This is a genomic window from Leucobacter komagatae (assembly GCF_000834055.1).
GTDB classification, from domain to species: domain Bacteria; phylum Actinomycetota; class Actinomycetes; order Actinomycetales; family Microbacteriaceae; genus Leucobacter; species Leucobacter komagatae_A.
In genome coordinates this window covers 16,144-41,712 of sequence record NZ_JXSQ01000026.1, presented here as the reverse complement: position 1 = coordinate 41,712, position 25,569 = coordinate 16,144, and the positions used below count along the sequence as shown (strand labels likewise).

22 protein-coding genes are annotated in these 25,569 nt (G+C 64.1%); 8 read left to right on the top strand and 14 right to left on the bottom strand.

Annotation, left to right across the window (positions count from 1 at the left end):
- Positions 1–29 precede the first annotated feature (29 nt).
- Positions 30–2,117 carry a choice-of-anchor G family protein gene (locus SD72_RS18525; RefSeq protein WP_052492721.1) on the bottom strand — a complete coding sequence of 696 codons (2,088 nt, stop codon included), beginning with the start codon at positions 2,115–2,117 and terminating at the stop codon, positions 30–32.
- A gap of 369 nt (positions 2,118–2,486) precedes the next feature.
- Between SD72_RS18525 and SD72_RS14070 the strand changes: the two genes are divergently transcribed.
- The 5 genes from SD72_RS14070 (at position 2,487) to SD72_RS14050 (ending at position 10,654) form a co-directional block, all read left to right on the top strand.
- A complete protein-coding gene (locus SD72_RS14070; RefSeq protein WP_042545089.1) occupies positions 2,487–4,919 on the top strand; it encodes a helix-turn-helix transcriptional regulator in 2,433 nt (810 codons plus the stop codon).
- A 233-nt stretch (positions 4,920–5,152) separates the two neighbouring features.
- Positions 5,153–5,557: a hypothetical protein gene (locus tag SD72_RS14065; protein ID WP_042545088.1), complete on the top strand. Its 405-nt coding sequence runs from the start codon at positions 5,153–5,155 to the stop codon at positions 5,555–5,557.
- Positions 5,558–6,288: 731 nt separating this feature from the next.
- Positions 6,289–7,944 (top strand): Ig-like domain-containing protein, encoded by a 1,656-nt coding sequence (locus SD72_RS14060; RefSeq protein WP_042545087.1) that lies wholly within the window; start codon positions 6,289–6,291, stop codon positions 7,942–7,944.
- Positions 7,945–8,044: 100 nt separating this feature from the next.
- Entirely contained in the window at positions 8,045–9,508 is a 1,464-nt protein-coding gene (locus SD72_RS14055; RefSeq protein WP_157000605.1) for a SpaH/EbpB family LPXTG-anchored major pilin, read from the top strand.
- Positions 9,509–9,634: 126 nt separating this feature from the next.
- Positions 9,635–10,654 (top strand): class C sortase, encoded by a 1,020-nt coding sequence (locus SD72_RS14050; RefSeq protein ID WP_198141982.1) that lies wholly within the window; start codon positions 9,635–9,637, stop codon positions 10,652–10,654.
- Positions 10,655–10,703: 49 nt separating this feature from the next.
- Here the strand turns inward: SD72_RS14050 and SD72_RS14045 are convergent, their stop codons facing one another.
- Entirely contained in the window at positions 10,704–11,165 is a 462-nt protein-coding gene (locus tag SD72_RS14045; protein ID WP_042545085.1) for a tRNA (cytidine(34)-2'-O)-methyltransferase, read from the bottom strand.
- 150 nt (positions 11,166–11,315) lie between these two features.
- Between SD72_RS14045 and SD72_RS14040 the strand changes: the two genes are divergently transcribed.
- Positions 11,316–12,521 carry a serine hydrolase domain-containing protein gene (locus SD72_RS14040; RefSeq protein ID WP_198141981.1) on the top strand — a complete coding sequence of 402 codons (1,206 nt, stop codon included), beginning with the start codon at positions 11,316–11,318 and terminating at the stop codon, positions 12,519–12,521.
- Between the two features lie 51 nt (positions 12,522–12,572).
- On the opposite strand, the gene SD72_RS14035 is transcribed toward SD72_RS14040, so the two are convergent.
- Complete coding sequence (locus SD72_RS14035) at positions 12,573–13,787, bottom strand: trans-sulfuration enzyme family protein (RefSeq protein WP_042545084.1); 1,215 nt, start codon at positions 13,785–13,787, stop codon at positions 12,573–12,575.
- 199 nt (positions 13,788–13,986) lie between these two features.
- Between SD72_RS14035 and SD72_RS14030 the strand changes: the two genes are divergently transcribed.
- Both SD72_RS14030 and SD72_RS14025 read left to right on the top strand, forming a co-directional pair.
- Positions 13,987–14,904 (top strand): LysR family transcriptional regulator, encoded by a 918-nt coding sequence (locus SD72_RS14030; RefSeq protein WP_042545083.1) that lies wholly within the window; start codon positions 13,987–13,989, stop codon positions 14,902–14,904.
- Positions 14,901–15,344: an Lrp/AsnC family transcriptional regulator gene (locus tag SD72_RS14025; RefSeq protein WP_042545082.1), complete on the top strand. Its 444-nt coding sequence runs from the start codon at positions 14,901–14,903 to the stop codon at positions 15,342–15,344. The genes SD72_RS14030 and SD72_RS14025 overlap by 4 nt, the downstream gene beginning before the upstream one ends.
- A gap of 124 nt (positions 15,345–15,468) precedes the next feature.
- Here the strand turns inward: SD72_RS14025 and SD72_RS14020 are convergent, their stop codons facing one another.
- From SD72_RS14020 to SD72_RS17110, 11 genes are all read right to left on the bottom strand, one after another.
- Positions 15,469–16,212, bottom strand: a complete 744-nt coding sequence (locus SD72_RS14020; protein ID WP_042545081.1) for an amino acid ABC transporter ATP-binding protein — start codon at positions 16,210–16,212, stop codon at positions 15,469–15,471.
- Between the two features lie 4 nt (positions 16,213–16,216).
- The gene (locus tag SD72_RS14015; protein ID WP_157000604.1) at positions 16,217–17,320 is read right to left on the bottom strand and encodes an amino acid ABC transporter permease; all 1,104 of its coding nucleotides are present in this window, start codon (positions 17,318–17,320) and stop codon (positions 16,217–16,219) included.
- Positions 17,317–18,183 (bottom strand): ABC transporter substrate-binding protein, encoded by an 867-nt coding sequence (locus SD72_RS14010; RefSeq protein WP_052492720.1) that lies wholly within the window; start codon positions 18,181–18,183, stop codon positions 17,317–17,319. Before SD72_RS14010 ends, SD72_RS14015 begins: the two co-directional genes overlap by 4 nt.
- 301 nt (positions 18,184–18,484) lie before the next feature.
- A complete protein-coding gene (locus tag SD72_RS14005) occupies positions 18,485–19,903 on the bottom strand; it encodes an aldehyde dehydrogenase family protein (RefSeq protein ID WP_042545080.1) in 1,419 nt (472 codons plus the stop codon).
- Entirely contained in the window at positions 19,900–20,952 is a 1,053-nt protein-coding gene (locus SD72_RS14000; RefSeq protein WP_042545079.1) for a homoserine dehydrogenase, read from the bottom strand. The genes SD72_RS14005 and SD72_RS14000 overlap by 4 nt, the downstream gene beginning before the upstream one ends.
- A gap of 247 nt (positions 20,953–21,199) precedes the next feature.
- Entirely contained in the window at positions 21,200–21,703 is a 504-nt protein-coding gene (locus SD72_RS13995; RefSeq protein WP_042545098.1) for an FBP domain-containing protein, read from the bottom strand.
- A gap of 320 nt (positions 21,704–22,023) precedes the next feature.
- Positions 22,024–22,200 carry a hypothetical protein gene (locus SD72_RS17805; RefSeq protein WP_157000602.1) on the bottom strand — a complete coding sequence of 59 codons (177 nt, stop codon included), beginning with the start codon at positions 22,198–22,200 and terminating at the stop codon, positions 22,024–22,026.
- Between the two features lie 52 nt (positions 22,201–22,252).
- Positions 22,253–22,681: a hypothetical protein gene (locus SD72_RS17115; RefSeq protein WP_052492719.1), complete on the bottom strand. Its 429-nt coding sequence runs from the start codon at positions 22,679–22,681 to the stop codon at positions 22,253–22,255.
- A gap of 4 nt (positions 22,682–22,685) precedes the next feature.
- Positions 22,686–24,119 (bottom strand): amino acid permease, encoded by a 1,434-nt coding sequence (locus SD72_RS13985; protein ID WP_042545096.1) that lies wholly within the window; start codon positions 24,117–24,119, stop codon positions 22,686–22,688.
- 292 nt (positions 24,120–24,411) lie between these two features.
- The gene (locus SD72_RS13980) at positions 24,412–24,843 is read right to left on the bottom strand and encodes a MarR family winged helix-turn-helix transcriptional regulator (protein ID WP_052492718.1); all 432 of its coding nucleotides are present in this window, start codon (positions 24,841–24,843) and stop codon (positions 24,412–24,414) included.
- Positions 24,840–25,493, bottom strand: coding sequence for a hypothetical protein (locus tag SD72_RS17110; RefSeq protein ID WP_052492717.1), 654 nt, complete (start codon positions 25,491–25,493; stop codon positions 24,840–24,842). Before SD72_RS17110 ends, SD72_RS13980 begins: the two co-directional genes overlap by 4 nt.
- Positions 25,494–25,569 lie beyond the last annotated feature (76 nt).

Sequence of the window (25,569 nt, the reverse complement as noted above, 5' to 3'; positions counted from 1 at the left end):
GGCTCAGCACCCGGATCCGTGCCCGGACGTCAGCACCAGGGTCCGTGCCCGGGTCGAACACCAGGATCCGTGCCCGGGTCAACACCAGGATCCGTGCCCGGGTCAGCGCCAGGCTCGGCGCCGGGATCGGTACCCGGATCAGCACCGGGCTCAGCGCCCGGATCTACGCCAGGCTCAGCACCAGGATCGGTACCAGGATCAGCACCCGGATCTACGCCAGGCTCAGCACCCGGATCCGCGCCCGGGTCAGCACCAGGATCGGTACCAGGGTCCGTGCCCGGGTCAACACCAGGATCCGTGCCCGGGTCAGCGCCAGGCTCGGCGCCGGGATCGGTACCCGGATCAGCACCGGGCTCAGCGCCCGGATCTACGCCAGGCTCAGCACCAGGATCGGTACCAGGATCCGTGCCCGGGTCAGCACCAGGCTCAGCACCCGGGTCAGCACCAGGATCCGTGCCCGGATCGGCACCCGGATCGGCACCCGGCTCCGTACCCGGTTCAGAGCCGGGGTCTTCGTCCAGCGCCTTCACCGTGGAGGAACCGATCTCGAGCGCGGCGGCACCGTTCGCGCCAAGGCCTGGAAGGACGTTCACGCTCAACGCGCGCACAGTGAACGACCCGTCTCCGAGGTCGCCACCCGCTGCATTGTAGGGCGGCAATGTCGGCTGTTGGTTGATGGTGATGTTGACAAGGCCGCGGAGCACAGGCCCAAGCCCGTCTGAGAGGAGCCCTTCCACAACCGGGCTAGCGATTCCGGTGACGATCGGCTGGATATTTCCGAGTATTCCCGTGATTACGCTATCGAGCGCACTGCCAATCGGAGCGACAACACCCAAGAGTGCGTTCAAGATCGGGTCTACTACGGTGCCGATCGGCACTCCCACGACGTTGAGGGCGCTCGTGTCGATCTTGGGCGCCTCGTGGTCAGGCACTCCGATGAATCCGCCGAGTGTGCCGCTGATTTTGACCGGGGCGGACACCACTGGGGGTAAAAATTCTGCGAGTCTGACAGCTACATTGACGCTCAGGTCCAGCTCAACATTGTAGATCCCCTCGGTTACGAGGTTGATGGTTTTGCTGATGAGCGAATTCGGTCCATTTCCCGTCAGCGCGTCGGTCACGCCGTCGAGGATCGCGTTGACGGTGTCCCCGTGAAGCACCTCGGTGTTGGCAGGCAGGCTGCTCAGGCTATCGCTGCCGCTGCGATCGACAACTAGTGCGCCGAGGTCAACGGTGATAGCACCACTTGCGAGGTCGATGGTGACGCTGCCGTCTGAATTCGAGAGCGGCTCTCTGAGTAGTTCTTCTTTGAGCGTCTCAACTACGGACGAGGTGTCCAGCGAGACCGCGTTGGCCGAAGCCTGAACGAGTGGGAGTCGATCGATTGTAGTTACGATGCCCTGAAGCAGGGTCTCAACATCGCCGCCCGGGCCGACAACCTGTACCAGCGGATTCAGCGCCGCGCCGACGGCATCGTCAATGGTGCCGACGAGCCCGCCGACGGCAGGGCTGCGTACGCTGAGGATCAGATCGCTCAGCATGTACTCGCTGCTGAGCTCAACGCCAGATTTACTCGCCCGCGAGCCCAGTGCCCCGATCTGAATCGAGGCCTGATCGAGAAGAGCATCGACTGCCGGCTGGCCGATGATCTGGCCAAGCAATGCGTTCGCGTCGAGGGTGGCGAAACCGTATCCGCCGTTGTTCACAGCGTCCACATTGATCGCCCCGTCTGAATTGATCAGTCCGGTAGAAGCAGTCGAGTTCGTCGCGTCAAGTGACGAACTGTAGCTAGAGATCACGCCAAGGTTTCCGAGCTGCAACAAGCCGGGATCGGCCGCCCCCGGCTTGATGAGTGGCAGTGAGATTGTTCCGATGTCGACGCTCGCGAGACCGTTCAGCACGCTCAGGTTGAGCGGGTCGGTGATCGGGCCGGGGTTTTCGTCGTTATCGCTCAACGTGTAGGCAGCTCCAGCCACGTCGAGACCGAGCCCAGCGACTGAAAGCCAGTGTGCGTGCGCTGCAGAATCCGCGTCAACCGTACGCGTGTCCGCGAAAGCGGCGCTGCTGGATAGCAGCACCGGCGTGATGACAACGGCGGTAGCTGTTGCTACCGCCAACGTTCTGGCAGGCAACGTTCGCCTTACCAGCTTGTGATGGTCTCTCATTGAACCGCCCCCTCGTAGTCCTCGTCTTTGGGCCGTGCCACTGAGTTTTCTCGCACACAGCACCTCGTGCGCGGAAGGAAAACCAGTAAGCCCAGCTGCGGCGAGCATATGCACCGGGAGCACTCATTTCCTACGGAAGCAGGTATTACTGAGACGCTATGGCACGACTACTGAGTGGGCGCGCGCAGAGCGCACACTTCAGCGCGGTAGACGGCGTTTCGCGCGCTCAAATCTTGACCGAACCTGGCAAATAGCTATGCTCAGAATGAGGAGCGCACAGCTTCCGGAACGGCCAATGAATGACCTATCCGAGGAAATCCCATGACGATGCAAATTGAAACCGTTTTCCGTCGGGCTTCGCTTGCCCAGACGATTGAAACGCTGAGCTCGGGAAAAAACATCCTCGTCGCTGCGCCAACTGGCAGTGGCCGTTCGCACCTCCTCCATGAGGTCATGCGGCATCTGAGCGCCACTGAGAAACATGCCGAGTTGGTCGACGTACTCCACCCGTCGTCGGCAGCCATCGTCCAGAGCGCCGCGGTCGAGACGACCCTGCTCGTCGACTCCTTCGAGCACGCGGGACTCGGTCTCGTCTCCGCTCTCGCCACCCACATTGCCGAGGGCGGAATGGCCATCGTGGCGCTGGATTCCAGCAATGGCGCAAGCCTACTCAACGCTTCACTCGCGGAGTTCACTGGCGCCTTCGACTACCTTTCGAGCATTCTCGACACCTTCCACACGATCGAGCTCGCTCCCCTCAGCCCGAAGGAAATTGAATGGCTGTTGCACGAGTACGCCCCGACGCCTGTCACTGCAGCGACCGCCAAGGCCATCGTTGAGCTTGCCGAGGGTCGGCCACGCTGGGCCATAGACCTCTGCGAGCTTTCCCTCGCGGGGCGGCTCACGACGTTCCCCAAACCTGGAATCACCAGCGGCCACTTCAACAGGCGGGATCCGCAGGGGCTCCGCAGCACTGCGCGGCAAATCGGCGACATTTCGCCAGAAGGGGCGGCGGCAGCTGTCGTACTCGCGCAGCTCGAACCCCTGGACTTTGCCGGCGTAGAAGATCTTGTTGGCACACTGGCCGCACACTCGCTCCGCCATCACGGGACACTATTCCCCGCCGCAGACCCCGCCTTGCTCTACGTCCCGCCGTTTCTTGCTGCTGCCCTCGCGGGGAAGGCGTCGCCACCACACGTTGAGAAATTCGAGCGCGTCGTGCAGCAGCGGTTGCTGGGCAAAGCTGCCCTCGGTATGCAGCTGGCCGAGAGCGAACTGCGGTTCTTCACCCGCGCGGCCCAAACAGCGGTAGTGCCCGAGGGAAGTCACCGCTACCGGGACCTGCGCGAATTCCTCGTGCAAGACAGCGTGGTATCGCTCGCAGCGTTTGGCGATGAGGGCCAGGCGCGGGCGCTCATACTTCGCACCGATACCGGGAAGTTCGTCATCGACACCCCGTCGCACGCCATGGCGCTCAGCGTGCTTGTCACGCCGGAATCCGGGCTGAAGGTGCTCGAGCAGATGCAGCCACCCGAAGACTCTGCCGGTCAACTCGAATGGCTCTACTTGCAGACGCTGCTGCGAGAACTCACCTCGGATACTGACGGCCTACCCCTCGTCGCAGGGGCGACACCCAATGACAGCCGAGCGCAAGACAGCGCCGTGGTACTCAGGCTCTGGAATTCAACGGAGGCGATCGAGACCTCGCTGCCGAGGCTCAGGGCCATCGCGCAGAACTACGCAGGCGAGGATCTTGGTGTGCTCGCTTCGACGCTCGTTGAGCTTGACGAAGTCTGGCGTGGTTGCGTACCCGCCGGCTCTTGGCTGTCAGACAACGCCCCCATCCCCCGCACGCCAATGCAGACGTCGCGGCCGCTGCGGCACGTCGCCGGTGCTGTACTCCTCGCCCAATCGCTGTCCGCCGCCATGTCTGGCCAATTCAACTCACGGCAACACGAAATCGAGGAGATCGCCTCACGCAGCCCGCTCAGGGAGTACCACTTCAGGTGGCTGGCGCACTTCTCCGCAGCCAGAGCGGCACTCATGTGTGGCAACCTCAGTCGAGCCAAGCTCGAGTGGAAGCACCTCCTTCACGACTTCCCCAGGTTCATTCCTGTCCGGCTACGGCAGTATGTCGAAGAGTCATACGCTGCGTTAAAGACGGTCTCAGAGGAGGGCTCAGGGCCGCATCCAGGTACGGAAGACAACCTTGCGTTGGCGGTCGTTCGTTACCTCACTGGACGCCGCCCGCACGGACATCCAGAAGGAGCTGCTTCACGACTGAGCTCGAGATCACTCCCAATCCTCCGGCTCCGCGAGGCACATCTTTCTGCAGCCGAAGCCCGAAACCCAGTCGAGCTCAGCCGAATAGCCGACGAGCTCACAGACTACGGGCTCTGGGCACCAGCGGCTGACGCAATCTCGACCGCGCAGAGCATCTATCTCAGCAGGCGCACCGTGAGCGGGATCCAGACCACTTCAGAGCGGCTCGACGACATCGAGTTGAGGCTCGAGGTGGAGTTTCCCTGGTACCGACGAGGCTCCCTTCCCGCGAACAGTCACCACATGCGCCTCACCGAGCGGGAGCGGGAGGCCGCGGTGCTCGCTGCCGCTGGGCGTTCAAACAAAGAGATAGCCGCGATGTTGCACTGCAGCATCCGGACTGTCGAATCGCACATCGCACAGGCCCGGGCCAAGGTCGGCGCCGCAAGCCGGAAAGAGCTCGCAGATCTTGTCCCCGCGTTCTCCCGATGAACCATGGAGCGCGTTGCTTCGGCCTCGCTTGAGCGTTGCGCGTCGGAGCTGGCATGCCCAGGCTAGGCCGCGAAGGTCACGCTTCGGCTAAGACTTGTGCACTCCCTATTTGTTTGTTAGGCGTTTGATGTTTGACTGCTTTAAAGCTTGTCCTGGGGGTGATAACGCTGATTGGTTTGGGGACCCACCCTCATGGGAAGCACCGGAGACGGCGCACTCGCACAGTCGCGAGGATGCTGTCCATTTCCCTCATCGCACTGCTCATCGCCACAACGACGGCGGCCCTGAACCTAGCGGCAGCGCCGCACCGCGCCGTGGCGGTCACCGAGCTTGAAGCACCAGAGGTAGTTAAGCTGCTCTCCTTCAACGATAGGCAGGACGATGTCGTCGATGAGTTCCGTGCCGACTTCATTCTCAAAGTGCCCCGCGGCTTCGTGCATCCCGAGACAGGAGACCTGCAGCCCGTCAACGGTCTCTACCTCCGCATCGGATACGACTTCAGCGCGAAATCGCAGAACCATCTGCGCTACAAAAAGACGCTCGGACAGGGCCAGGCCGGTGTCAACATGTGGGCGCAGAACGTCGGCGAGTACTACACCGTGCAAAAGTCTTCCCGTCGGGCAAACACGATTTCTTAGTCATCTCGGCTGAGGGCGACAGAAACATTCTGGACAACGTCGATGCGAACAACATTCCCGGCGGGCTGAAGACTCCGATGCATCTCTACGTCAGCTACGAGCCCGGACTGCCGACGAGCACAAGCGCCGCGTGGACGACCTCAGCGCGCACATCACACTAACTCGACTTCTACGCATACTTCGGCAGGAACGTAGCACGCTCGATCTCTGGCCCGCAGCTCAACATTCAGTACGACACAACCGCGAGCCTCTGGGGCAACGGCCAAACCAGTTGGGGGCTCGCCCTCGACCACGGCGCGAACGGCTGGCCGCCGGGAATCATCCCACCGAATTCCCTGTCGGCCGACCTGGTAAACAATGCCACCCGCAACGCGAGCATCGAGAAGGGCCCAACGGGCGGGGTGAGCGATAGCTACTGGTACGCCTGGGTACACGAAGACGGTTCGCTCGTCACCGCTGTCAACACCGCGCCGATCCGGGTCACCGGGGTTCCCCCGCGCGCTGGCGGGACCAGTAACGTGCGACTGGTTTGAAAGAACATAGGCCAGATTCCCATCGCACCCCAGTTCGGGTGGACCGCAGAGCAGGGCGCTCAGGGCCTCACGTCCAGGGTCGGCGCCGACGGCTCGATCGACCTTCGCGACGCAGGCGGCACGGGGTTCTACTGACTCCTCGTCTGGCCTGAGGCGCGCGATCCACACGAGCCCTCTGCCGACTACGGCGCGCAACGGGTGCTCTACGAAGCGGCCGACCTGTTTGACGCGAACGGCATGATGACCGAGCAAGCTGACCTGATGAAGTTCACTCCGGCGACTGCCTTCAACGGGTACCAGCTCGCGCTGCCCGAGCCACCGGTGATCACGGTGCCAGAACACAACTCCTGGCTGCCAGACCCGGCGACGCTCACGATCTCGGGGACGGGGACACCCGGCAACACGATCACGCTGAAGTTCACCGGGGGTACCGGAATCACAGACTTCTCCGATCCGGCGCTCACGACGCTCGCTGACGGGGAGCACGCCGGGGTGCAACCTGGCGACATCGTGGTCGATGCTGCAGGGCTTTGCAGCCACACCTTCACCCCGGAAGAACCGCTCAACGACGGCTCCTACACCTTTGCGGCGACGCAAACGGATCAGAGCGCATTCGGATGGCATGCAACGAGCCCGGTCTCGAACCCGCAAGCAGAAACGGCGCCACAGCAATGGGGCGTCACGGGAATGATTGACACCGTGCCGCCGCCAGCACCCGCAATGGTTTGCCCGGCGTCACCCAGCGCAGAGGGAAACTCGACGGTGCACGGCGGCGACGTCGAACCGGGCGCGACCGTCCACGTACTCGTCAACGGGGAGCGGGTCGGAGAGGCCGAGGTGTCTGACGGCACCTGGACGTTCACTTTCGATCCGCCCCTCGACAAGGGCGATCACGCGCTCACCGCGGTACAGACCGACAGGGCAGGAAACGAGTCAGCAGCGAGCTATCCGACGTGCCAACTGCGCGTCGCGAAGCCCGTCGTAGTGACTGGCGCAAAGCTTGTCACCCCCGTGAGCATCCCAGCGGTCGGGCTCGAAGACATTGACGGCGCCAACTGGGAAGTGACGGCGACCACAGGCGACACTGACCACGTGCTCAGCGGCGGAGACGAAGTGCGCATCGAGCGAGACACGGACTACCTCATCGGCGAGCGACTGCGCACCGACCCAGCCCCAGACCCTGCTGCACTCCACTACCGCGGCACCGGATCTCCCAGCTGCGTCGACGGGGCCGGCTCGGAACTCCAGGCGCCCATATTCGATGCGGCAACGGGCGTTCTGCGCATGTCCAGCGACGATGCGGTTGCGGAGCCCGTCTCGTGCACGCTGACGAACCAGACCGCACACGTGAGCCTCACGACGCTGCGACTTGGCGGCCAGTCCACGCCGCCCCAGGCTGGCTGGGACGTCACCCTGTCGACCGCCGGCGGCGACGTGACAGCGACGCTGGACTCGACAGGCCCGAGTGTTGCGTTCCTCCCGGGCGACGCAACCGTCAGCGCGCGTCTGCCAACGGATATCTCCTTTGCCGGCATCCAAACGCTTGACCTCGGAACGCCCGCCTGCGCCGAACTCGCGGCGCAGCCAGAAGCTGCACCAAGGCAGTGCTGGCGAGACGTTGAGGCGACTTCGCAGCAGGGCGTCCGCATCGAGCAGGGTAAACACAGTGCGCTCCGCATCATAGGGGCCGCACCCGTTGACCTGCCTCAGCTGCCGCTGACCGGCGGCATCGGCTCATTGACGTATTGGATCGCGGGGGCGGGAGCCATCGGCCTCGCAGGCCTGGCGTACCTCGGCCGCAGCCTCACCCGACGGCGCTTGACCGCGCCAGATCGGGGGTCATCGTCACCGTAGCTCTCACCTGGCCCGCAGGCGCCGAAGCCGTGCGGCCCGGCCACCAACGTTTCACAACGCACCACCGTATTAGCAGCAATTTTTCGCGAAAGGATATCCCGTGAACACCACACACAATCGCCGGATTCGGGCGGTTTCTCTCCTGGGGGCCGCACTACTCGCGGCCACATCGGCGGCCTTCATGGCCACGCCGGCATTCGCAGCTCCTGGCACGGCGCCAGGCACTGGCGGCGAAGGCACGCTCACCGTGCACAAGCTCGAGCAGCCCTCCGGCGGCAGCCTCGGACCCAACGACGGCTCTGAAATTGAGATCGGTGGGGCAAAGCCGCTCGTCGCCGGGTTTAGGGCATGCACCGTCGAAGGCTTCGACCTCGCCGTCCCATCCGACTGGGAGCGCATCAAAGACATTGAGCTTTCCCTTGACACCTCAGGGAAGCCAATCGCGCAGGAGGGAGGAACCGACCTCACCCTCACCTGCGGAGATGAGCAGTCAACCTCGGCTACCGACGGAACCACCGAATTCACGCTGGCCGCAGACGCTGTCTACGAGAGCAAACCAGCGCCGAACGCCATTCCCAGCGCCTCGCCGACGCTCATCACGATCCCGTACCCGGGCAGTGGTGCTGAGGGCAGCCCTGTCTGGAACTACAACCCCCATATCTACCCGAAGAACGCCATCGTCGGCGGCGGCGCGACGAAGGACGGCGCCATCATCGGTAGCGACGTAACGTTCGATATCAGCGTGCCGATCGCGGCGCTCGAAGCCGGGACCAAGTACTCCGAGTTCCGCATCAACGATACGCTCGCCGATTTCCTTGAGTACACCAAGGGCAGCGTCGTGCTGTTCAACAAGGCTGGCCTTCCCGTTTCCCTCACCGCTGGCACTGACTACACCCTCACCAGCCCAACCGGGTCCGGCGGCGTCGAGGTCGTGCTCAACCTCGAGGCCCCAGGCCTCGAGAAGGTCGACGACAACATTGGTGGCCGCATTGTCCTCACGATTGAGGCAGCCGCCATCGGAACCGGCAGCACAGCGAACGTCGCTGACATCACCGTCAACGGCAAGACGGTCACCGGGCCCGAGGTTGTCGACCCGGAGGAGTTCTTCGCCGGAGCACACATTCTCAAGCATGCGAAGAACAAGGGAAGCGACACAGAGGTTCCCCTCGCCGGTGCAGCGTTCGATATCTACAGTGCAGACGAGAGCGCGACGAGTTGCCCGGCAGAGCCAGACCCCGCAGCGGTTAAGGTCGTCGAGGGGACAGTCTCAGGCGAAGACGGCAACACACCGAACGAGGTGCTCGGGGCTGGCAGCTACTGCGTCTACGAGACCAAGGTTCCTAGCGGCTACAAGCCGATGGCCGAAGGCGCGCTCCTTGAGGTGTCCGGCGAGGATGCGTCGATCACCGTGGTGAACACGCAGATCGGTGCGGATGACGGCGACCTTCCCAACCTGCCGATCACCGGCGCGATGGGCACGGTACTCCTCGTGCTCGGCGGTGTTGCGCTCATCGCGGTCGCGACAGGCCTCATCATCGTCCGGCGACGGAAGGCGAAGCTCTAGGCACACCGAGGGCGTCGCCCTCGCGGCGCGTGTGTGGCCGCCGAATGTCGGCAGCCACACACGCACCGCACTTGGCCGGGAGCACACGCGACCGCGCACCTACTGTCATTGAAAGGGGGTCCGTCAGTGGAACACTCCGCAGCGTCGCGCCCACCTGAGGTGGCGCCGCAGGCCGACACGTCTGACGACGCGCATGGCAGGCATGCGCTTCCCCCAGCACGGCGCAGGTGGCGGCACTCGTGGTTCAACACATCGATCTCGCTGCTGCTCCTCGCCGGCCTCACCCTCCTGATCTACCCCACCGCTGCGGCGTGGGTGTCACAGCAAAACCAGTCGAACATCGTCTCCGATCAAACATCGGCGAATGAACAGCTCGCGCAAGAGCGAGTCGACCGGATGCTCGCTGAGGCGCACGCCTACAATGAGGCGCTCGTCTCTGGGGCGCTACTTGCCGGCGGCTCAAACCTTGCCGAAGGCACGGGCCGATCTCTCACGGACACCGTTGATCCCGGGCAGTACTGGGAGACGCTCAACACACAACCGAGCGGCCTGCTTGCGCGCCTGAGAATCCCGTCGATCCGGTTGGATCTTCCGGTGTATCACGGCACGAGCGACGCGACGCTACTCAAGGGCCTCGGACACCTCGAAGGGACCTCGCTTCCTGTCGGCGGCGAGGGGACACGGGCGGTTGTCACCGGACACCGCGGTCTCGCGAACGCCGAAATGTTCACCCGGCTGAATCGGGTGGAGGTCGGGGACACCTTCAACGTTGAGGTGCTCGGCGAGGTGGTCTCCTACCGCGTCTTCGAGACGAAGGTCGTGGATCCGGAGGACACGGAGGAGATCCGGGCGGTGCCTGGCAAAGACCTCATGACGCTCATCACGTGTACCCCGTTGGGGGTCAACACTCACCGTATCCTCGTCACCGGCGAGCGGATCACCCCGACTCCGCAGGAAGACGTGGATGCCACCAACGCGCGACCGGATGTGCCTGGCTTCCCGTGGTGGTTGGTGGCATACGTCACGGGGCTCATCGGCATCGGGGTGTGGCAGTGGCGATCAGGGTACTCCGCTCGCGAAGCCACGCCGGAACCCGCCGAAGCGCACACCCCTGGGCACGCGGCCTCAAACGCGGTAGGATCGTGACTTCGAATCCCGCGCCACGTTCTCAGGCCGCGAGTGCCCAGCAGTTTCGTTACTGCGCGCCTGCGAACCCCTGCTGCCGCCACGCTTCGTAGCTCGCGATTGCCGCGCAGTTTGCAAGGTTCATTGACCGCGGCCCAGGGAGCATCGGAATCCGCAGGCTGTCGGTAACTGCGTCGTGTTCGAGTACCTCACGTGGCAGGCCGGTGGGTTCTGGGCCGAACAGCAGCACGTCGCTCGGCTCATAGGCGACGTCGGTGTACGTCCGCGTCGCGTGTGCGGTGAACGCGAACACCCTCGCCGGCAGCAGCGCGGCGAGCGCTGCGTCGAAGGAGTCGTGCAGGTGCACGACCGCGAGGTCGTGGTAGTCGAGTCCTGCTCGCCGCAGCTTGGCGTCTTCGAAATCGAAGAGCGGGTTCACGATGTGCAGCTCAGCTCCGGTGCCAGCGGCGAGGCGGATCGTGTTTCCGGTGTTGCCCGCGATGCGGGGCTCGAAGAAGAGGATACGGGTCACCAATGCATAGTACTCCCCCGCCGGCGGGCACACTCTTTAGGATCACCGCAAAGCGGCCCCCTTTGCCGAGCACTGGTGACACCGGGGGTGATGAGTGCTAGGAATGAGTGCGAAGCTCACCCGCAGCCGAAACGAACAAGGAGCGATTACGTGCGCATTGGAAAAGCAGTGGGAATTGCTGCGGCGGCAGGGGCCGCTGCCGCAGGCGGAGCATGGCTGTGGCGGCACCAGGGCGACATCGCCTTCAGCCGCCCCGTGAATGAGTGGACATTCACCCACATGAACCGGATCATGCCGGTGGCTGAGGTGCCTCGGCCGGCGGTCGCACGCCCGCTGCCGACCGCTGCGGAGCCGCTCGGTGTCTCGGGGATCCGCTACGAGTTCGATGGGCGACCCTCTTCGCTCGACGAGATGCACCGTCGCACCCACACGACCGCGTTCCTCGTCGCGCATCGCGGCGAGATCGTGCATGAAAGCTATCCCGGGCGCTTCGCATCTCCGAGCGCTCGCTTCCAGCTCTTCTCACTGACGAAGTCCGTGACGTCGATGCTCATCGGCATCGCGCTCGAGCGGGGCGAGATCGGGGGGCTGACTGATCCCGTTACCGGCTACCTCCCGCAGCTCATTGGCTCGGGGTACGACGGGGTCACGCTTGCTGACCTGTTGAACATGTCGAGCGGCGTCGGTGCTGTCGAAGACTGGACCGTCCCTGACGCCCCGATTCGTCGTTTCGAGACGGCCGTGAGCACGGGCGGGTCGGTGCTTGAGGTGATTCGGTCCACTCCGCGGCTGCGTCAGCCTGGCACTGCATTCAACTATTCCACGCTCGATACCCACGTCATTGGGTGGCTCCTCGAAGCCGCGACGGGGCGCTCGCTCGCCGAGTACGCTACCGAGCAGCTGTGGCACCCGATGGGGGCCGAGTCAGACGCTTTCTATTTCCTCACGCGTGGGCGGCCGCGCACCGCGCTCGGCGGCGGCTCGCTCAACGCGACGGTCCGCGACCTCGCCCGGGTGGGCATCCTCATGGCAGCTGGTGGCCGCGTTGGCGAGAGGCAACTCGTCCCCGAGGAGTGGGTGGCCCGCAGTCGCGGATCGGATCTCCCCCACCTCCAGGTCGGCGAGCTGGTGAACGGCGGCGGCTCCCCACAGTACGGGTACTCGAATCAGTGGTGGACGCTCGGGGGCGAACGCCGCGCATTCACTGGACTCGGCGTCCACGGCCAGTTCCTCTTCGTCGACCCCGACAGCGAGACCGTCATTGTGAAGACGAGCGCGTGGAACGACGCTGACGACGATGCACGAAGCCTCGAGACGCTCAGGGCGCTCGAGGCTATCGTGCTCGCCCTCGCTTAGGGCTGCGGATCGAAGCTGGGCCGCGGCGGGGTGAACCGCCGCGGCCGACGGTTAGCCTGCGACCGCAGCGGCGATTGCCGCGTCGAGGTCGGCGATGAGGTCGGCAGGGTCCTCGAGCCCGACGCTGAGCCGGAAGTGACCGTAGGTACGGAACCCCTCGGGATACTGTTCCCAGCCGCCACGTCCCTCCGGCCCGACGAACACGATAAGTGATTCGTCGTGACCGAGTGATACCGCGTGCGTGATGACCTCAAGGTTCTCAACGACGCGGCGCTGCAACGGGATGTCTCCCTCGAGCGCGAAGGAGAGCACGCCGCCGAAGCCGCGGTCGCCGAACTGCCGCTTCGCGAGCTCGTGGCCGGAATGCGATTCGAGCCCGGGGTACGCCACATACGCAACGGCGGGGTGCGCCTCAAGATACTCGGCAACTTGCTGGGCCGAGGTGACGTGCCGCTGCAGCCTGAGCGGCAGCGTCACGGCGCCACGGTTGATCATCCATGCGTTGAATGGCGAGATCGCCGCACCGGCGTCAAGCAACGCGTCGTAGCGGATCGTGTCGAGCAGTTCCTTCTTGCCGAGAACCACGCCGCCCATCGCGTCACCGTGACCATTGATGTATTTGGTGAGCGAGTGGATCACGAAGTCGGCACCATCGGCGATCGGCCGGTAGATGGGCGGAGGGGTGAACGTCGAGTCGACGGAGAGGTAGATGCCGTGCTCGTGCGCGACGGCTGCGAGCCCGGCGACATCGGCGACGAGCGTCGTTGGGTTCGCGATCGTCTCGGTGTGGATCAGCCGGGTCGTCGGGGTAATGGCCGCACGGACAGCATCGAGATCGGTGATGTCGACGAATGTCGCGGTGATGTTGTAGCGCTCGGGCAGCAGCTGCGTGAACAGCTTCCAGACGGCTTCGTACGTCACCTCGGACACGACGATGTGGTCGCCGGACTTCAGGTAGCTGAAGAAGAGTGCGTGGAGTGCGGCGACGCCCGTTGCGAAGACCACAGCGTCTTCGGCGCCCTCCATGCCGCGCAGTTTTGCTTCAAGGCACTGACCGTTGGTATTCGCGTCGCGCGCATAGATCATGCCATCGAAACCGGACCAGCCGTTTGCTGTGCCGTCCGAGGGCAGCGCGTAGGAATTCGCCATCACGAGCGGCGTTCGAATTGCCTGGCTGCCTGCGTCGATCGAATTGCCGAGGTGTACTGCCTGCGTATCAAAGCTCAGCGATTGCGGATCGTGCTTTGAGGGACGGTTCCGAGTCATCTGCTGGATCCTTCTACTGGAATGAGAGCATGCTGCATCCGCGCGGAGTGATCGCTCACCCCTGCCGACACGGAACACTCCCCATCGAATTATGCTGCGCCCTGGCCACGTGAATGAGTTCCAGGCACGAGCTAATACTATTGTTCCAATACAGTCAGATCGCCTACCGATTTGGATGTTCATACTTTAGGGAGAACTAATGGATCTGTACCAGCTTCGCGCGCTCCGCGAAGTGGCAGAACAGGGCAGCATCGCGGGCGCTGCGCGCGCCCTCGGTGTCACTTCTTCCGCGACCTCCCAGGTCATCGCCTCCCTGCAGCGGCAATTCAGCGCGCCGCTCACTCAGCGACGCGGGCGCAAAGTGGAACTCACCGACGTTGGCAGGGCGCTGCTCGTCGAAGCAGCGGCGGTGTCGGAAGCGGTATCCCGCGCTGAAAACGTCGTCGGACGCTATTTCGACGATCCCGTGGCGAAGGTGCGCGTGAGCGCGTTCCACAGTGCGGCCGTGGAGTTCTTCCCGTCGCTTGTCGCGTGGGGCAACGGCGAGGATCGCCCGCTCGTTGAGTGTGTCGACGAGGACGTCGCCATCGAAGAGTTCCCAGCACTCACCGCGAACTACGACATCGTGATCGCCCACCGTATGGGCCATCGCCGCTCGTGGGAGTCCCCACTGCTCACCGTCATCCCGCTGCTTCAGGAGCCCATCGACGTCGCGATTCGTGCCGATCATCCACTCGCCAAGCACGCATCGCTTACGCCAACGGACGTCATGGGTCATAATTGGGTTGCTACCCACGACGGCTACTCCCCAGCAGCGCTTCTCGATGCTGTCTCAGCCGTCTCGGGTACCCCGCCACGGATTCGACATCGCATCAACGATTTCGTTACTGCTGCGGCGATGGTGGCGGAAGGAAACTACCTCGCTTTGCTCCCCCGACATACCGCGGCGCCCGCTGCCGACAGCGGCGTGGTCCTCCGTCCCCTCTCTGGCCTCCGCACAACACGACACATCGACCTTCTGCTTCGACCAGAGCAGCAGCACCGCACCGCTGTTGCACTCGTCGCACACCATCTGCAGGGCCTCGCGGCGAAACTGGTGACAGGAAAGACATCATGAGACGGCATCTCGACCGCATCGATCAACTGATCCTCGCCGAACTCCGGCACAACGCAAGAATCCCGGTCGCCGCTCTCGGCGACCGCGTAAACCTGTCGCGCAACGCGGTTCGGCAACGCATCGAACGCCTCGAACGCGATGAATACATCCAGGGCTACACCATCGTGGAGCACACCGCGGAGGCACGGGCCAACGTCACCGCGAACCTCTTCGTGTACCGCACCGACCGGATGCGAGGCGGCGAGGTGATTGCCGCCCTCAAATCAGTTCCAGAGGTGGTGATCTGCGATGTGATGAGCGGTGAGTTCGACCTCTTTGTAAGGCTCGAAGCACCGAGCGTCGACCGAGTGCGCGCCGTGTGGCAGCAGATCTCCATGATGACCGGCGTGCGCGACATCACCACGACCGTGACGCTGTCGACCGTGATCGACCGCACCTAGGATCCAGCACTCGCCCAACGCACTTGCCGGCGCGCACTGCCAACGGCAACGGCCGCGCAGACGCGAGCGCCCGCCAGCCCCTCTCAAGGAGGGGCGGGCGGGCGCTCGCAATTCGGGCCTCGAGCTACATGCGACCCGAGGCGACGATCTGTCGCAGGAACTCGCGTGTGCGTTCCTCACGCGGGTGCTCAAACACCTGCTCTGGGGTGCCACACTCAAGCACGACTCCCTGGTGGAGGAAGGCGATGCGGTTCGACACCTCACGCGCGAACGACATCTCGTGGGTGGCCATGACGATCGTCATCCCAGATGTCGCAAGGTCGCGCACGATGTTCAGCACCTCGGCTACCAGCTCGGGGTCGAGGGCAGAGGTGATCTCGTCGAGCAGCAGCACCTGCGGGTGCATTGCGAGGGCGCGAACGATCGCGACTCGCTGCTGCTGCCCGCCCGAGAGCTGGTCGGGGAAGGCGCCAGCCTTCGCGGCGAGGCCTACCCGCTCGAGGAGCTGCATCGCCTCGGCCTCGGCCTCCTTACGCGGAACGCCGAGCACGCGCATCGGCGCGAGCGTGATGTTATCGCGCACCGACAGGTGAGGGAACAGGTTGAAGCTCTGAAACACGATGCCGACGGTGCGTCGCAGGCGATCAATGTCGACGCCCTCGCCGGAGACCACGTCGCCGTCAAGCGCAATGCTCCCACCGTTGATCTCTTCAAGCGCGTTAATGCATCGCAGGAGGGTGCTCTTGCCACACCCAGAGGCGCCGATGAGGCAGATGACCTCGTGCTGTTCAATCTCGAGGTTGATGCCACGGAGCACGGCGTTATCGCCGTACGACTTCTGGACATCCGTGATTTCTAGGAACGCCATTGCCTTATCCCTTCGCGGACGAGCGACGACGGTCGCGGCTGATGAGTTGATCCACGAGACGGGTCTGCGGGATCGTGATGAGGATGAAGAGGATCGCGACAACCGTTACGGACGACAGGTTGAAGTAGCGGCTCGCGTAGGTCGTAGCCTGCGTGAACGCTTCAACAACGCCGATAACCATGACGAGCGCCGTGTCCTTCTGCAGACCGATGAAGGAGTTGAGCATCGGAGGCAGCACGCGACGCACGGCCTGCGGGACAATCACGAAGCGGAGCGTCTTCGGGTACGAGAGCCCCAGGGAGCGGGCGGCCGATGTTTGCGAGTGGTGGATACTCTCGATACCTGAGCGGTACACCTCGGCGGCGTAGGCAGCGTGGGTGAGGCCGAGGGCGAGTACCGCGCTCCAGAACGGGCCGATTTCGCTGAGCACCGGGATCTCCGACAGCGGCAGGCCGAAGCCGATGAGGTAGATGATGATGATCGCTGGGATCGCGCGGAAGCCGTCGACGTATGCGATGGAGAGGAACCGGACGGGACGCGCTGCGGGCCCCGGGAGAAGTCGCCCGATCGCGAGCAGCAAGCCAAGCACGAGCACGATCGCCTCAGCAGCGAGCGCGATACCAATGTTTCGACCGAAGGCGATTCCGATATCGCCGAGCGTCTTCCACATGAACTCTGGGTCGAAGAAGACGCGCTGCACTGCGTGATCGTTTGCGGTGAGCACTCCGACGAACGCGGCAACAACGAGGAACGGAATGGCGACGCTGATCGCCGTCCACGACTGCACGCGAGCGCGCGAGATCGAGGCGCGGGCGGCGACGGCATCGCCACTGGCGATGCTCGCCGATGCGGACTTCGAGTGCATCGCTGCCCGCGCAACGGGGATCAGTAGGGTGAGCGCGGCGAGCGCGAGCAACGCCGCGACAGCGTTCATCGTCACAGCCCAGCCGGGCTCAGCTGCGGCCATGATCTGGTAGGCGGAGATCCACACCATCGCAATAGCGAATAGTACGAACACTGCCGCGATCAGCATGAGCGAGCGGGGGGCCGCAAGCGCGCTTGCGGCCCCCCTGTTCTCCGAGTTGCTCACTGGAGTAGTCAGGGTCATCGCACGTCCCAGAGCGCGACCGAGGCTGGGTCGAGGCCGAGTGCCTCGGTGAGGTACTTCTGGTGGAGCGCGTCGAGCGTTCCGTCAGCCTTCAGGTCTGCAAGGATCTGGTTGACGACCTCGACGTTCTTCGACCCCTTCGGCATGACCACACCGAATTCCTGGTCGGAGAGGATCTGACCAACAACCTCAAGCTGGCCGTTCGATGCGTTCGCCGCGCTCGCGGCAATCGCGAAGTCGTGCAGTGCTGCGTCAACCGTGCCAGAGGCGACAGCGGACTGCAGTGCGGCAAGGCTCGGGAACACCGATACTTCCTGTGTAACACCCCACGCATTCGCGTAGTCGAGGTACGTCGTGCCCTGCTCGACACCGATCTTCTTCGACACGAGGTTCTCAGCGGTGACATCGGAGCCCTGCTTTACGAGCACACCGATGGTGGACTGGTAGTAGGGATCTGACAGGTCGAGCACCTCTGCGCGCTCGGGTGTGATCGTGAAGTTCTCGGCGATCATGTCGTAGCTGCCTGCGCGGCCGGCTGCGATTGCCGCGAAGGTGATCTTGTCGAGCGACATGCTCTCGAGGCCTGCACGGTGCGCGATGTTCGCCAGGAGGCAGTAGTCTGCGCCGTCCTTCGTTTCGGCAATGGTGTCGCCGTTGTACCAGCCACCGACCGACGGGACGTCAGCCTTGGTGGTGAGCACGCCTGGGGTGATGACGTCGAGGGTGTACTGGCCCTTTTCGCCAGTGACCTCGCAGTTCCCAAAGCCACTGCCCTCTTCGGCAGTGTCTGGGGTGGAGCTGCAAGCACCGAGGCCGAGTGCGACCACTCCCGCAATCGCAGCAGCAATGATGCGTTTCTTCATGTGTTTCCTCCTTGAAAACGGCGCACGAACAATGGTTCTTGCGCCACCGTCAGTGACGGTGATGGTGTGAGTCTTCGGACGCATACACGACGAGGTGTATGCCGCGCGCGAGCTCATGTAGGGGCTTTGCGGGAACTCCGTCAAGATGCTCTCGATGAGTATCGCAGTCAGGAACACCCGCGGGAGGCTGACGAAACGCACTGTGTGAGGGCGCAAAACGCTCGCGCTGCGTGCATTTCGTCAGTCCTGAAGTTCGCGCGTGGCGGCGGCAGAAAGTTGCGCCATTCGCCACGTGCGTCGTTCACGCTGTGGTCAACACGACCACCTTCGGCTGCGTCATCTCTTCGAACGCAAAATGCACGCCCTCACGACCGATGCCACCGTACTTTGCGCCACCAAACGGCATCGCGTCGATACGGAAATCGGAGGTGTCGTTCACCATGACGCCCCCAGCCTCGATCGCCTCGCTGACGCGCAACGCAGTGTTGAGGTCCGAGGTGAAGATGCCAGCCTGAAGCGAGTAGTCGATCGCGTTTGCCATGCTAATCGCGTGGTCAACGTCGTCGAACGGTTCGAGTGTCACGATGGGAGCAAATGCTTCTTCCCGCCAGCACGATGACGAGTGGGGCACGTCAACGAGCACGGTCGGCCTGAACACTGCCCCGTCGACGGTGCCGCCAGTGAGCACGCGTGCGCCCTCCCGAACGGTCTGGCGCACCCGTTCCAACGTGTCACGTGCCGCCTGCGCGGTGATCATGGGCCCGACATCGGTGGATTCGAGGCTTGGATCCCCCGCGACGAGAGCCTTCGTGCGTTCCGCGAAGGCCGCGGCAAACTCGTCGAAGCGCTCACGCGCAACAAAGATCCGCTGCGCACCGATGCAGTTTTGGCCAGCAGCCCAGAACGCGCCCGATACGCACGACTCCACCGCGGCGGAGATATCGGCGTCTGCAAAGACGAGCACTGGCGCGTTGCCGCCGAGCTCCATCGCGATGCGCTTGAGCCCTGCGTCGCGCGAAATAGCCTCACCGGTCTGGAAGCCGCCGGTAAACGACACCATCCGCACCTCGCGTGCGCGCACAAACCACGACGTCATTTCGCGGTTTCCGTGGACGACGGTGACCGTGTCAGCTGCCAGGCCAGCCTCCGTCATGAGGCCAACGAGGAAGCGTGCGGACAGCGGTGTGAGCTGCGACGGCTTGAGAATCACTGCGTTGCCCCCGGCGACGGCCGGGCCGATCTTGTGCGCAACGAGGTTGAGCGGGTCGTTGTACGGGGTGATCGCGAGGATCACGCCGAGCGGTTCCCGAGTGAACCAGCCGCGACGGTTCTCCGCACCCTCAAAGGCGTCGAACGGGATGACCTCGCCTGCGTTGCGGCGCGCCTCAGCTGCAGACAGCCGGAGGGTGTTCACGGCGCGTGATACTTCCTTGCGGGCCTGCCGAATCGTCTTGCCTGCCTCGGCAACGATGAGTTCTGCTGCGTACTCCGCTCGCGCGAGCAACAGTTCAGCGGTATCGTCGAGCACTTTCGCACGTTCAAACCGTGTCGTAGTGGCGGCTGCTCGCGCGGCGCGCACCGCGCGCTCAAGGATGGGAGCGCAGTCCGCGACGGTGTGCTGCGCAACGGTGCCGACGGTCGTGTTCTCGAAGGGGCTTCGCACCGTGAGCTCGGTGTCTGCGAGCATCGGGAGCGGATCGATCTCGGTCGCGATGCTCATGAGGTGCCGCCGGCAAGACGACGCGCATCGTCGATCGCGATGATGTCGGCGAGCAGCGCGTACGCGGTTTCAATGCGGCCAGCGCCCGGCCCTGAGATTGTTACCGTGCCGAGCAGGTCGGTGTGGAACGCAATCGCGTTGGTGGCACCCTGGATGCTCGCAAGAGCGTGATCACCCGCGAGCGCAACGGGCCGTACCGAGGCATCGATGGAGCCGTCGGCGTTGCGCGTGGCAGCTCCGATCAATTTGATCGCACCCCCAGCGGCGACTGCCTCACTCACGGCAGCGGCGTCGAGATCCTGGATGCCCTGCACGCTCACGTCAGCTGGGGTGAGGGAACCGCCGAGCACGTCGTTTGCGAGGATCTGCACCTTGAGCGCCACATCCGAGCCGCCGAGGTCAGCGGTGGGATCCGCCTCCGCGTAGCCCAGCTCCTGTGCCTCGCGGACGGCATCCGCCATGCTCAGCCCTGCGGCCATCTGCCCGAGCACGAAGTTGCTCGTGCCGTTGAGGATCCCTTCAAACCCGGTAATGTTCAGGCCGCGGAGCGACTGGGTGACGAGCTTCAACGATGGGGTGCCACTGAGCACACTTCCCTCGTATTCGAAACGGACCCCGTGGTCGTCGGCGAGCTGGCGGAACTCGGGGCCGAACAGTGCGACGGGCCCCTTGTTTGTGGTGGAGACGTGTTTGCCAGCCTCAAGCGCCCAGCGCACGTGGCTCGCAGCAGGCTCTCCGGTCGTCGGGTTCGTGAAGGTCGCCTCAACAACAATGTCGGCGGAGCTCTCCTTGATGACCCGTTCGTTGTCGACGTCGGCCGATCCCCCGGGGAAGGCAGCGAAGTTTCCGCCGCGCTCCACCGCGAGCGCCACGGCAGGATCGATACCGTCGTCGTTCTGCCATGTGCCCAGTTGTAGGTCAGTGATCGCGACGATTCGGAGGCCGAACCCGAGTGCTTCGGTTGGTTCGCTGAAGCGCTCCTGGATGAGTTCAGCGAGCGCCCGGTTCACGCCGCCGAAGCCGATGAGCGCAATATTGTAAGTCTGCACAGTTCCTCCTAGAATGCGATACTTCAACATTTTCTGGGGCTGTGCGGTCTGTCTGCTCATGTCACTTCGACGCTTCGGCGGTGCATTTCGCTCATTGCGCCACCCATTCTGCGCGCGCGCTTCGTTGCGGGCGTGCGGGTACTGCACGAGACACGAACGAGACGCGGGCAGCACCGGTGCCGGCTGCCGCAGAACGGGGTGTGCAAAGGCGCGGGGCCCGGTGTGATCCGGGCCCCGCGCCTTGGTTCTACCGCCCGGTCACGAGCATGTCGGCGAAGCCAGCAACTTTGAGCCGCAGGCTGTCAATGCGCCGCTCTCTCGCGCCAGCAACGTCATACCCTTCGTATGCCGGTGGCGGATCCTTGCGGACATTCTCCGAGCACTGAAACTCGCGGCAGACGAGCACGCCGACGGTGTTACCGCGTCGCCCTGCGTCGCCCGCGCGCTTCGCACTCCAGAACACAACCTCGTTCGGCAGTCGCACGTCCTGGCACCAGTTGCACATTGCGCGTGCCCTGGGGCTGGCTTCTGCCTGAACGAGTGTGACACCTACCGGGTCACCGAACAGCTGCGGCAGCACGACGTAGGCGCGCCGAGCGAACTTTGGGTCGCGCCAGCCGAGGAAATCGAGGTCGTCCCAGTCGGTGTCGGCGAGGTCTTCGAACCCGGCTGGCAGCTTCATCTCCTTCACCTCTCTGCGGGAGGCGTTGATGAAGGATGAGCGAATAAATGGGTCAGTGAGGGGTAGCATGAGCGTGCTTTCCGGGGTGCGCAAACGCGCCGAGGCGTCGCGAAACACCCGCGTAGAGTTGAGAGGTGGGTTCGTCTGCATGGCCGACCCGGATTCGTCCGTGGATCGGCTCACGCGGGGAGGCTACTCACCGTCGGCAAGTGCTTCGCCGACGACCTCCTGACGCTGCGAATACAGCTCTCGATAACTCATAGCTTCGAGTGTAGACCCGATTTCGCGCACGCGGCTGAGAAATTCTCCGCGGCAGCAGTGCGGGCACCACGCGGAAGCGACCCGCACACGCCTCAGCGAGACGGTGCGGAACGCCTTGCACGCTTCGGCTACTGCTGGAAGTGTTTGATCCCGGTCTCGGTGTAGTAGCGCACGGTGCCGTTGACATCGACGACACCGTACACGGTGTCCCCGTTCGACATTTCGTTGACGTCTACGATTGTGCCGCGAGCGCCAGCGACCGCGACAACATCATCCCCCACATTGAGCTGCGTTGCTTCGTCCATGCGTGCAAGGCTACCTGGCCAACTGGGAAACCCTCGACTTTTTCGCAGCCTGCTACAGCGCCATCCAGCAGAACATGTGCTGACCGCTGTCTTTCGCGGTCTGCGCGAGCGCACGCCACGACGAGAGCAAGGGAAGCAGTTGCTCAGGGTCGCCTGCACCCCAGAATTCTTCGGTCTGTGACCAGGGGCCTACGACCTCGGCGAGCTTCGCGTTTGCTGCGTTCGCGAGCGCGTCAGTAAAAGAGTCAGGCATGGAGACAACCCAGGCGAGCTCGTGCGCAGGGTCACTGACGAGTCGCGCCCACGACTTCGCAGCGGTGATCTCGTCGTACTGCCTCCCGGTGAGCAGCGCCATCAGCGAGCCAGCCTGCACGGTCGCGTCGACTGCGTCAAGCGAGGGCAGCCCGACCGGGCCGGCGTCTGCGGTAGCCGCAGCCGCCGCGTCGTTCTCAGCAACAAAGTAGGTGTAGATGTTTCCCATGCCGCTATTCTGCCCGCTCTGCGGTGGCGCGGTCTGCTCGCACTCGCGCGAGCCGCTTGCGCACCGCGGGCCAGAAGACAGCGAGCACGGCGACGGAGACGAGGCTCGTCCACACCTGTGTGCGTGTGCCCTCGCCGCTCACGACCATGATCACCACGATTGCGACGACCGCGGCAATGACCAGGATGCCGAGCCACGGGTGCAACCACATCTTGAGTTCGAGGCCCGCGACTTCCTCCTTAGTCATGCGCTGGCGCATGCGGATCTGCGTGAGCGCGATGAACGCGTAGACGAAGAGCGCGACGAGGCCCGCGGAGTTCATGATGAAGTCGAAGATGCCAGACTCGGGAGCCGCGAAGTTCACGATCACCGCCGCGTAGCCGCCGAGCGTCGACGCGATGACGGCAGCGATCGGCACCCCATTGCGCGAGCGCTTCGCGACGATCGCGGGGGCGTACCCCTTGTCGGCGAGCGCAGCGAACATGCGCGCGGCCGAGTACAGGCCAGAGTTCAGCACTGAGCACACGGCGGTAAGGGTGACGGCGCTCATGATCGCGCCCGCTGCGGGGATACCGTACAGGGTGAATACGTGTACGAATGGCCCTTCGACCTGTGGATCGGGCAGCTCGTTCCACGGAACGACCACCACAATGAGGAACACCGCGCCGACGAAGAACAGCAGGATGCGCCAGATCACCGTCGTTGTCGCCTGCCGCACACCCTTCGCGGGATCCTCGGCCTCCGCAGCCGCCATGACCGCGATCTCCGTTCCGAAGTAGGAGAAGATCACGATCGCGACACCGGCGATCACTGGCCACACACCGTTGGGCGCGAAGCCCCCGTGCTCCCAGAGGTTCGGCAGCGAGAACGAGCCGCCCGGCCAGAAGCCGAGCGCGAACAGCACGCCAACGCCGAGGAACACGACGATCGCGACGACCTTGATGCTCGCAAGCCAGAACTCGACCTCACCGAACGATCGCACCGATACGAGGTTCGTGATCGTGAAGATGAGCATCATCGCGATCGAGAACACCCATTCGGGCACGGCTGGCACCCAGCCGTGCAAAATCGAGCCGCTCACAACCGCTTCAAACGCGATGACGCCCACCCAGAAGTACCAGTAGAGCCAGCCGACGAAGTACGCAGCCCAGTCGCCGAGGCCGACGCGAGCGTACTCCATGAAGGAGCCTGTCGTTGGCCGCGCTGCGGCCATCTCGCCGAGCATCCGCATCGCGAGGAAGACAAGAATTCCGCCGATGAGGTAGGACACGAGCGCGGCCGGGCCCACGTTGCGGATCACGTTGCCGGACCCGACGAACAAGCTCGCGCCGATGATGCCGCCGAGCGTGATCATCGTGATGTGGCGCGACGCCAGCTTCTTTGAGCCGCCCGTGCCCGCTGGAGGGATTACCTGGGCCACCGAAGTTGCTGGTGACACCGGTCGATCGTAATTCGCCTTCATACCTGCCCTATCGTCGCTTCTCTGCGGATCCACACAGGCTACGCAGCGAATGAAATGGCACTGAACGCACTTCTGCACACCCGCGGAATGTTTTTCATGCAAAGTCGTCTCTCACGCGGATTCGCTTGCGAAAGCCGCCCCTTCCCGCGAAAACCGGGGTTCCACACCCGAAGAACTGCGCTTTCCGAGCACACTATTTCGCGGTTTCGGTCGGGGGCTCGCCCCAACGCTGGCGCCGGCTCCTGTCAGTCACGCGAGCCGGTGCAGATTACGCAGTCTCGAGCGCCTCAGCGATCTCCTCTACCGACCGCAGGAATGCCTCCGCGTGGTTCGGTGCCCACCCACGGAACACCCTTTCAAGCCGCTCCGTGTCGGCGGCGTAGAGCATCATGAACCGCTCGACGCTCGTGCCAATGATCCGAACGGATCGCCGGTCACCCTCGGTCGGCACGCGCACGATCCACCCGCCGCGTTCCAACCGGGCCAGTATGCCGGTCATCGTCGCAGCGTGAGTCCGCGTCCGTGCCGCCAGGACTGTCGGGGACTGCTGCCCCTCGCGGTGCAGCAGTTCGAGTACGCTCAGGTCGCTCTCCCTCAAATGGAGTGCCCCCGCTACCGCGCGATCGCGCACTGCGATCGCGGTACGGAGGCGGCGCAGCGCACCCAGCAGCTGGCCGTACGGCTCGGCCGGGGCGCTCACCGCTCGAACCTTCGCGCGAACAGTGGGAACGGGGAGATGCTAGCGGCGCGGAGACTGCGGCGAACGTGGGTGTGGAAGGAGGGGCGCGCGAGCTGCTGCGCGAGGAAGGGCATAACCCGCCCGGGCAAGACGGCGTAGTTCATGATGAGGAACGGTGCGCCCTGCTCGAACTCCAGCAGCGTCGAGTTGTTCACTTTGAGCGCCCGCTCGTACCACGCTGAGAGCACCTTCCAGGCAGCGACGGCGCTCTCCGCGCTCGCGTCGCCAGCGAAATGGTTGAGAAGGACCGCCCCGCGCTCCCCTTCGGTGTCTCCAAAGCGGCCGGCGTTTCGTGCACTGACGGCGAGCTCGGGGGCGGGGAAGCCCAACGCTGCCGCCCGATCCACCAAGGCATCCCGCGACCGCTCCCGGGTGTGCGCGAGCAGCGCAAGGTCGTACTTTGGCCAGCCTGGGACGGGCACGATCACCTCGACGGCGAGCGCGTGCGCCGTGATCGCCCCCTCACTGCGGAGCTTCTTCGCGAGGCTGGCCAAGCGGTACAGGTAGTCACGCCGCAGCGCGCTCCCCCGCACGAACGGCCCCCGAGTTGCGAGGTCGATATTCCATGCCAGGTGAGTGAACCACCCGTCGTACGGTGTCGTGATCCTCATTGCACGCCTCCACGAGTTGATACGAATATCAAACTACATGGACCGCACAAACGCAACAGGTGTGAGTTAAAGCGGG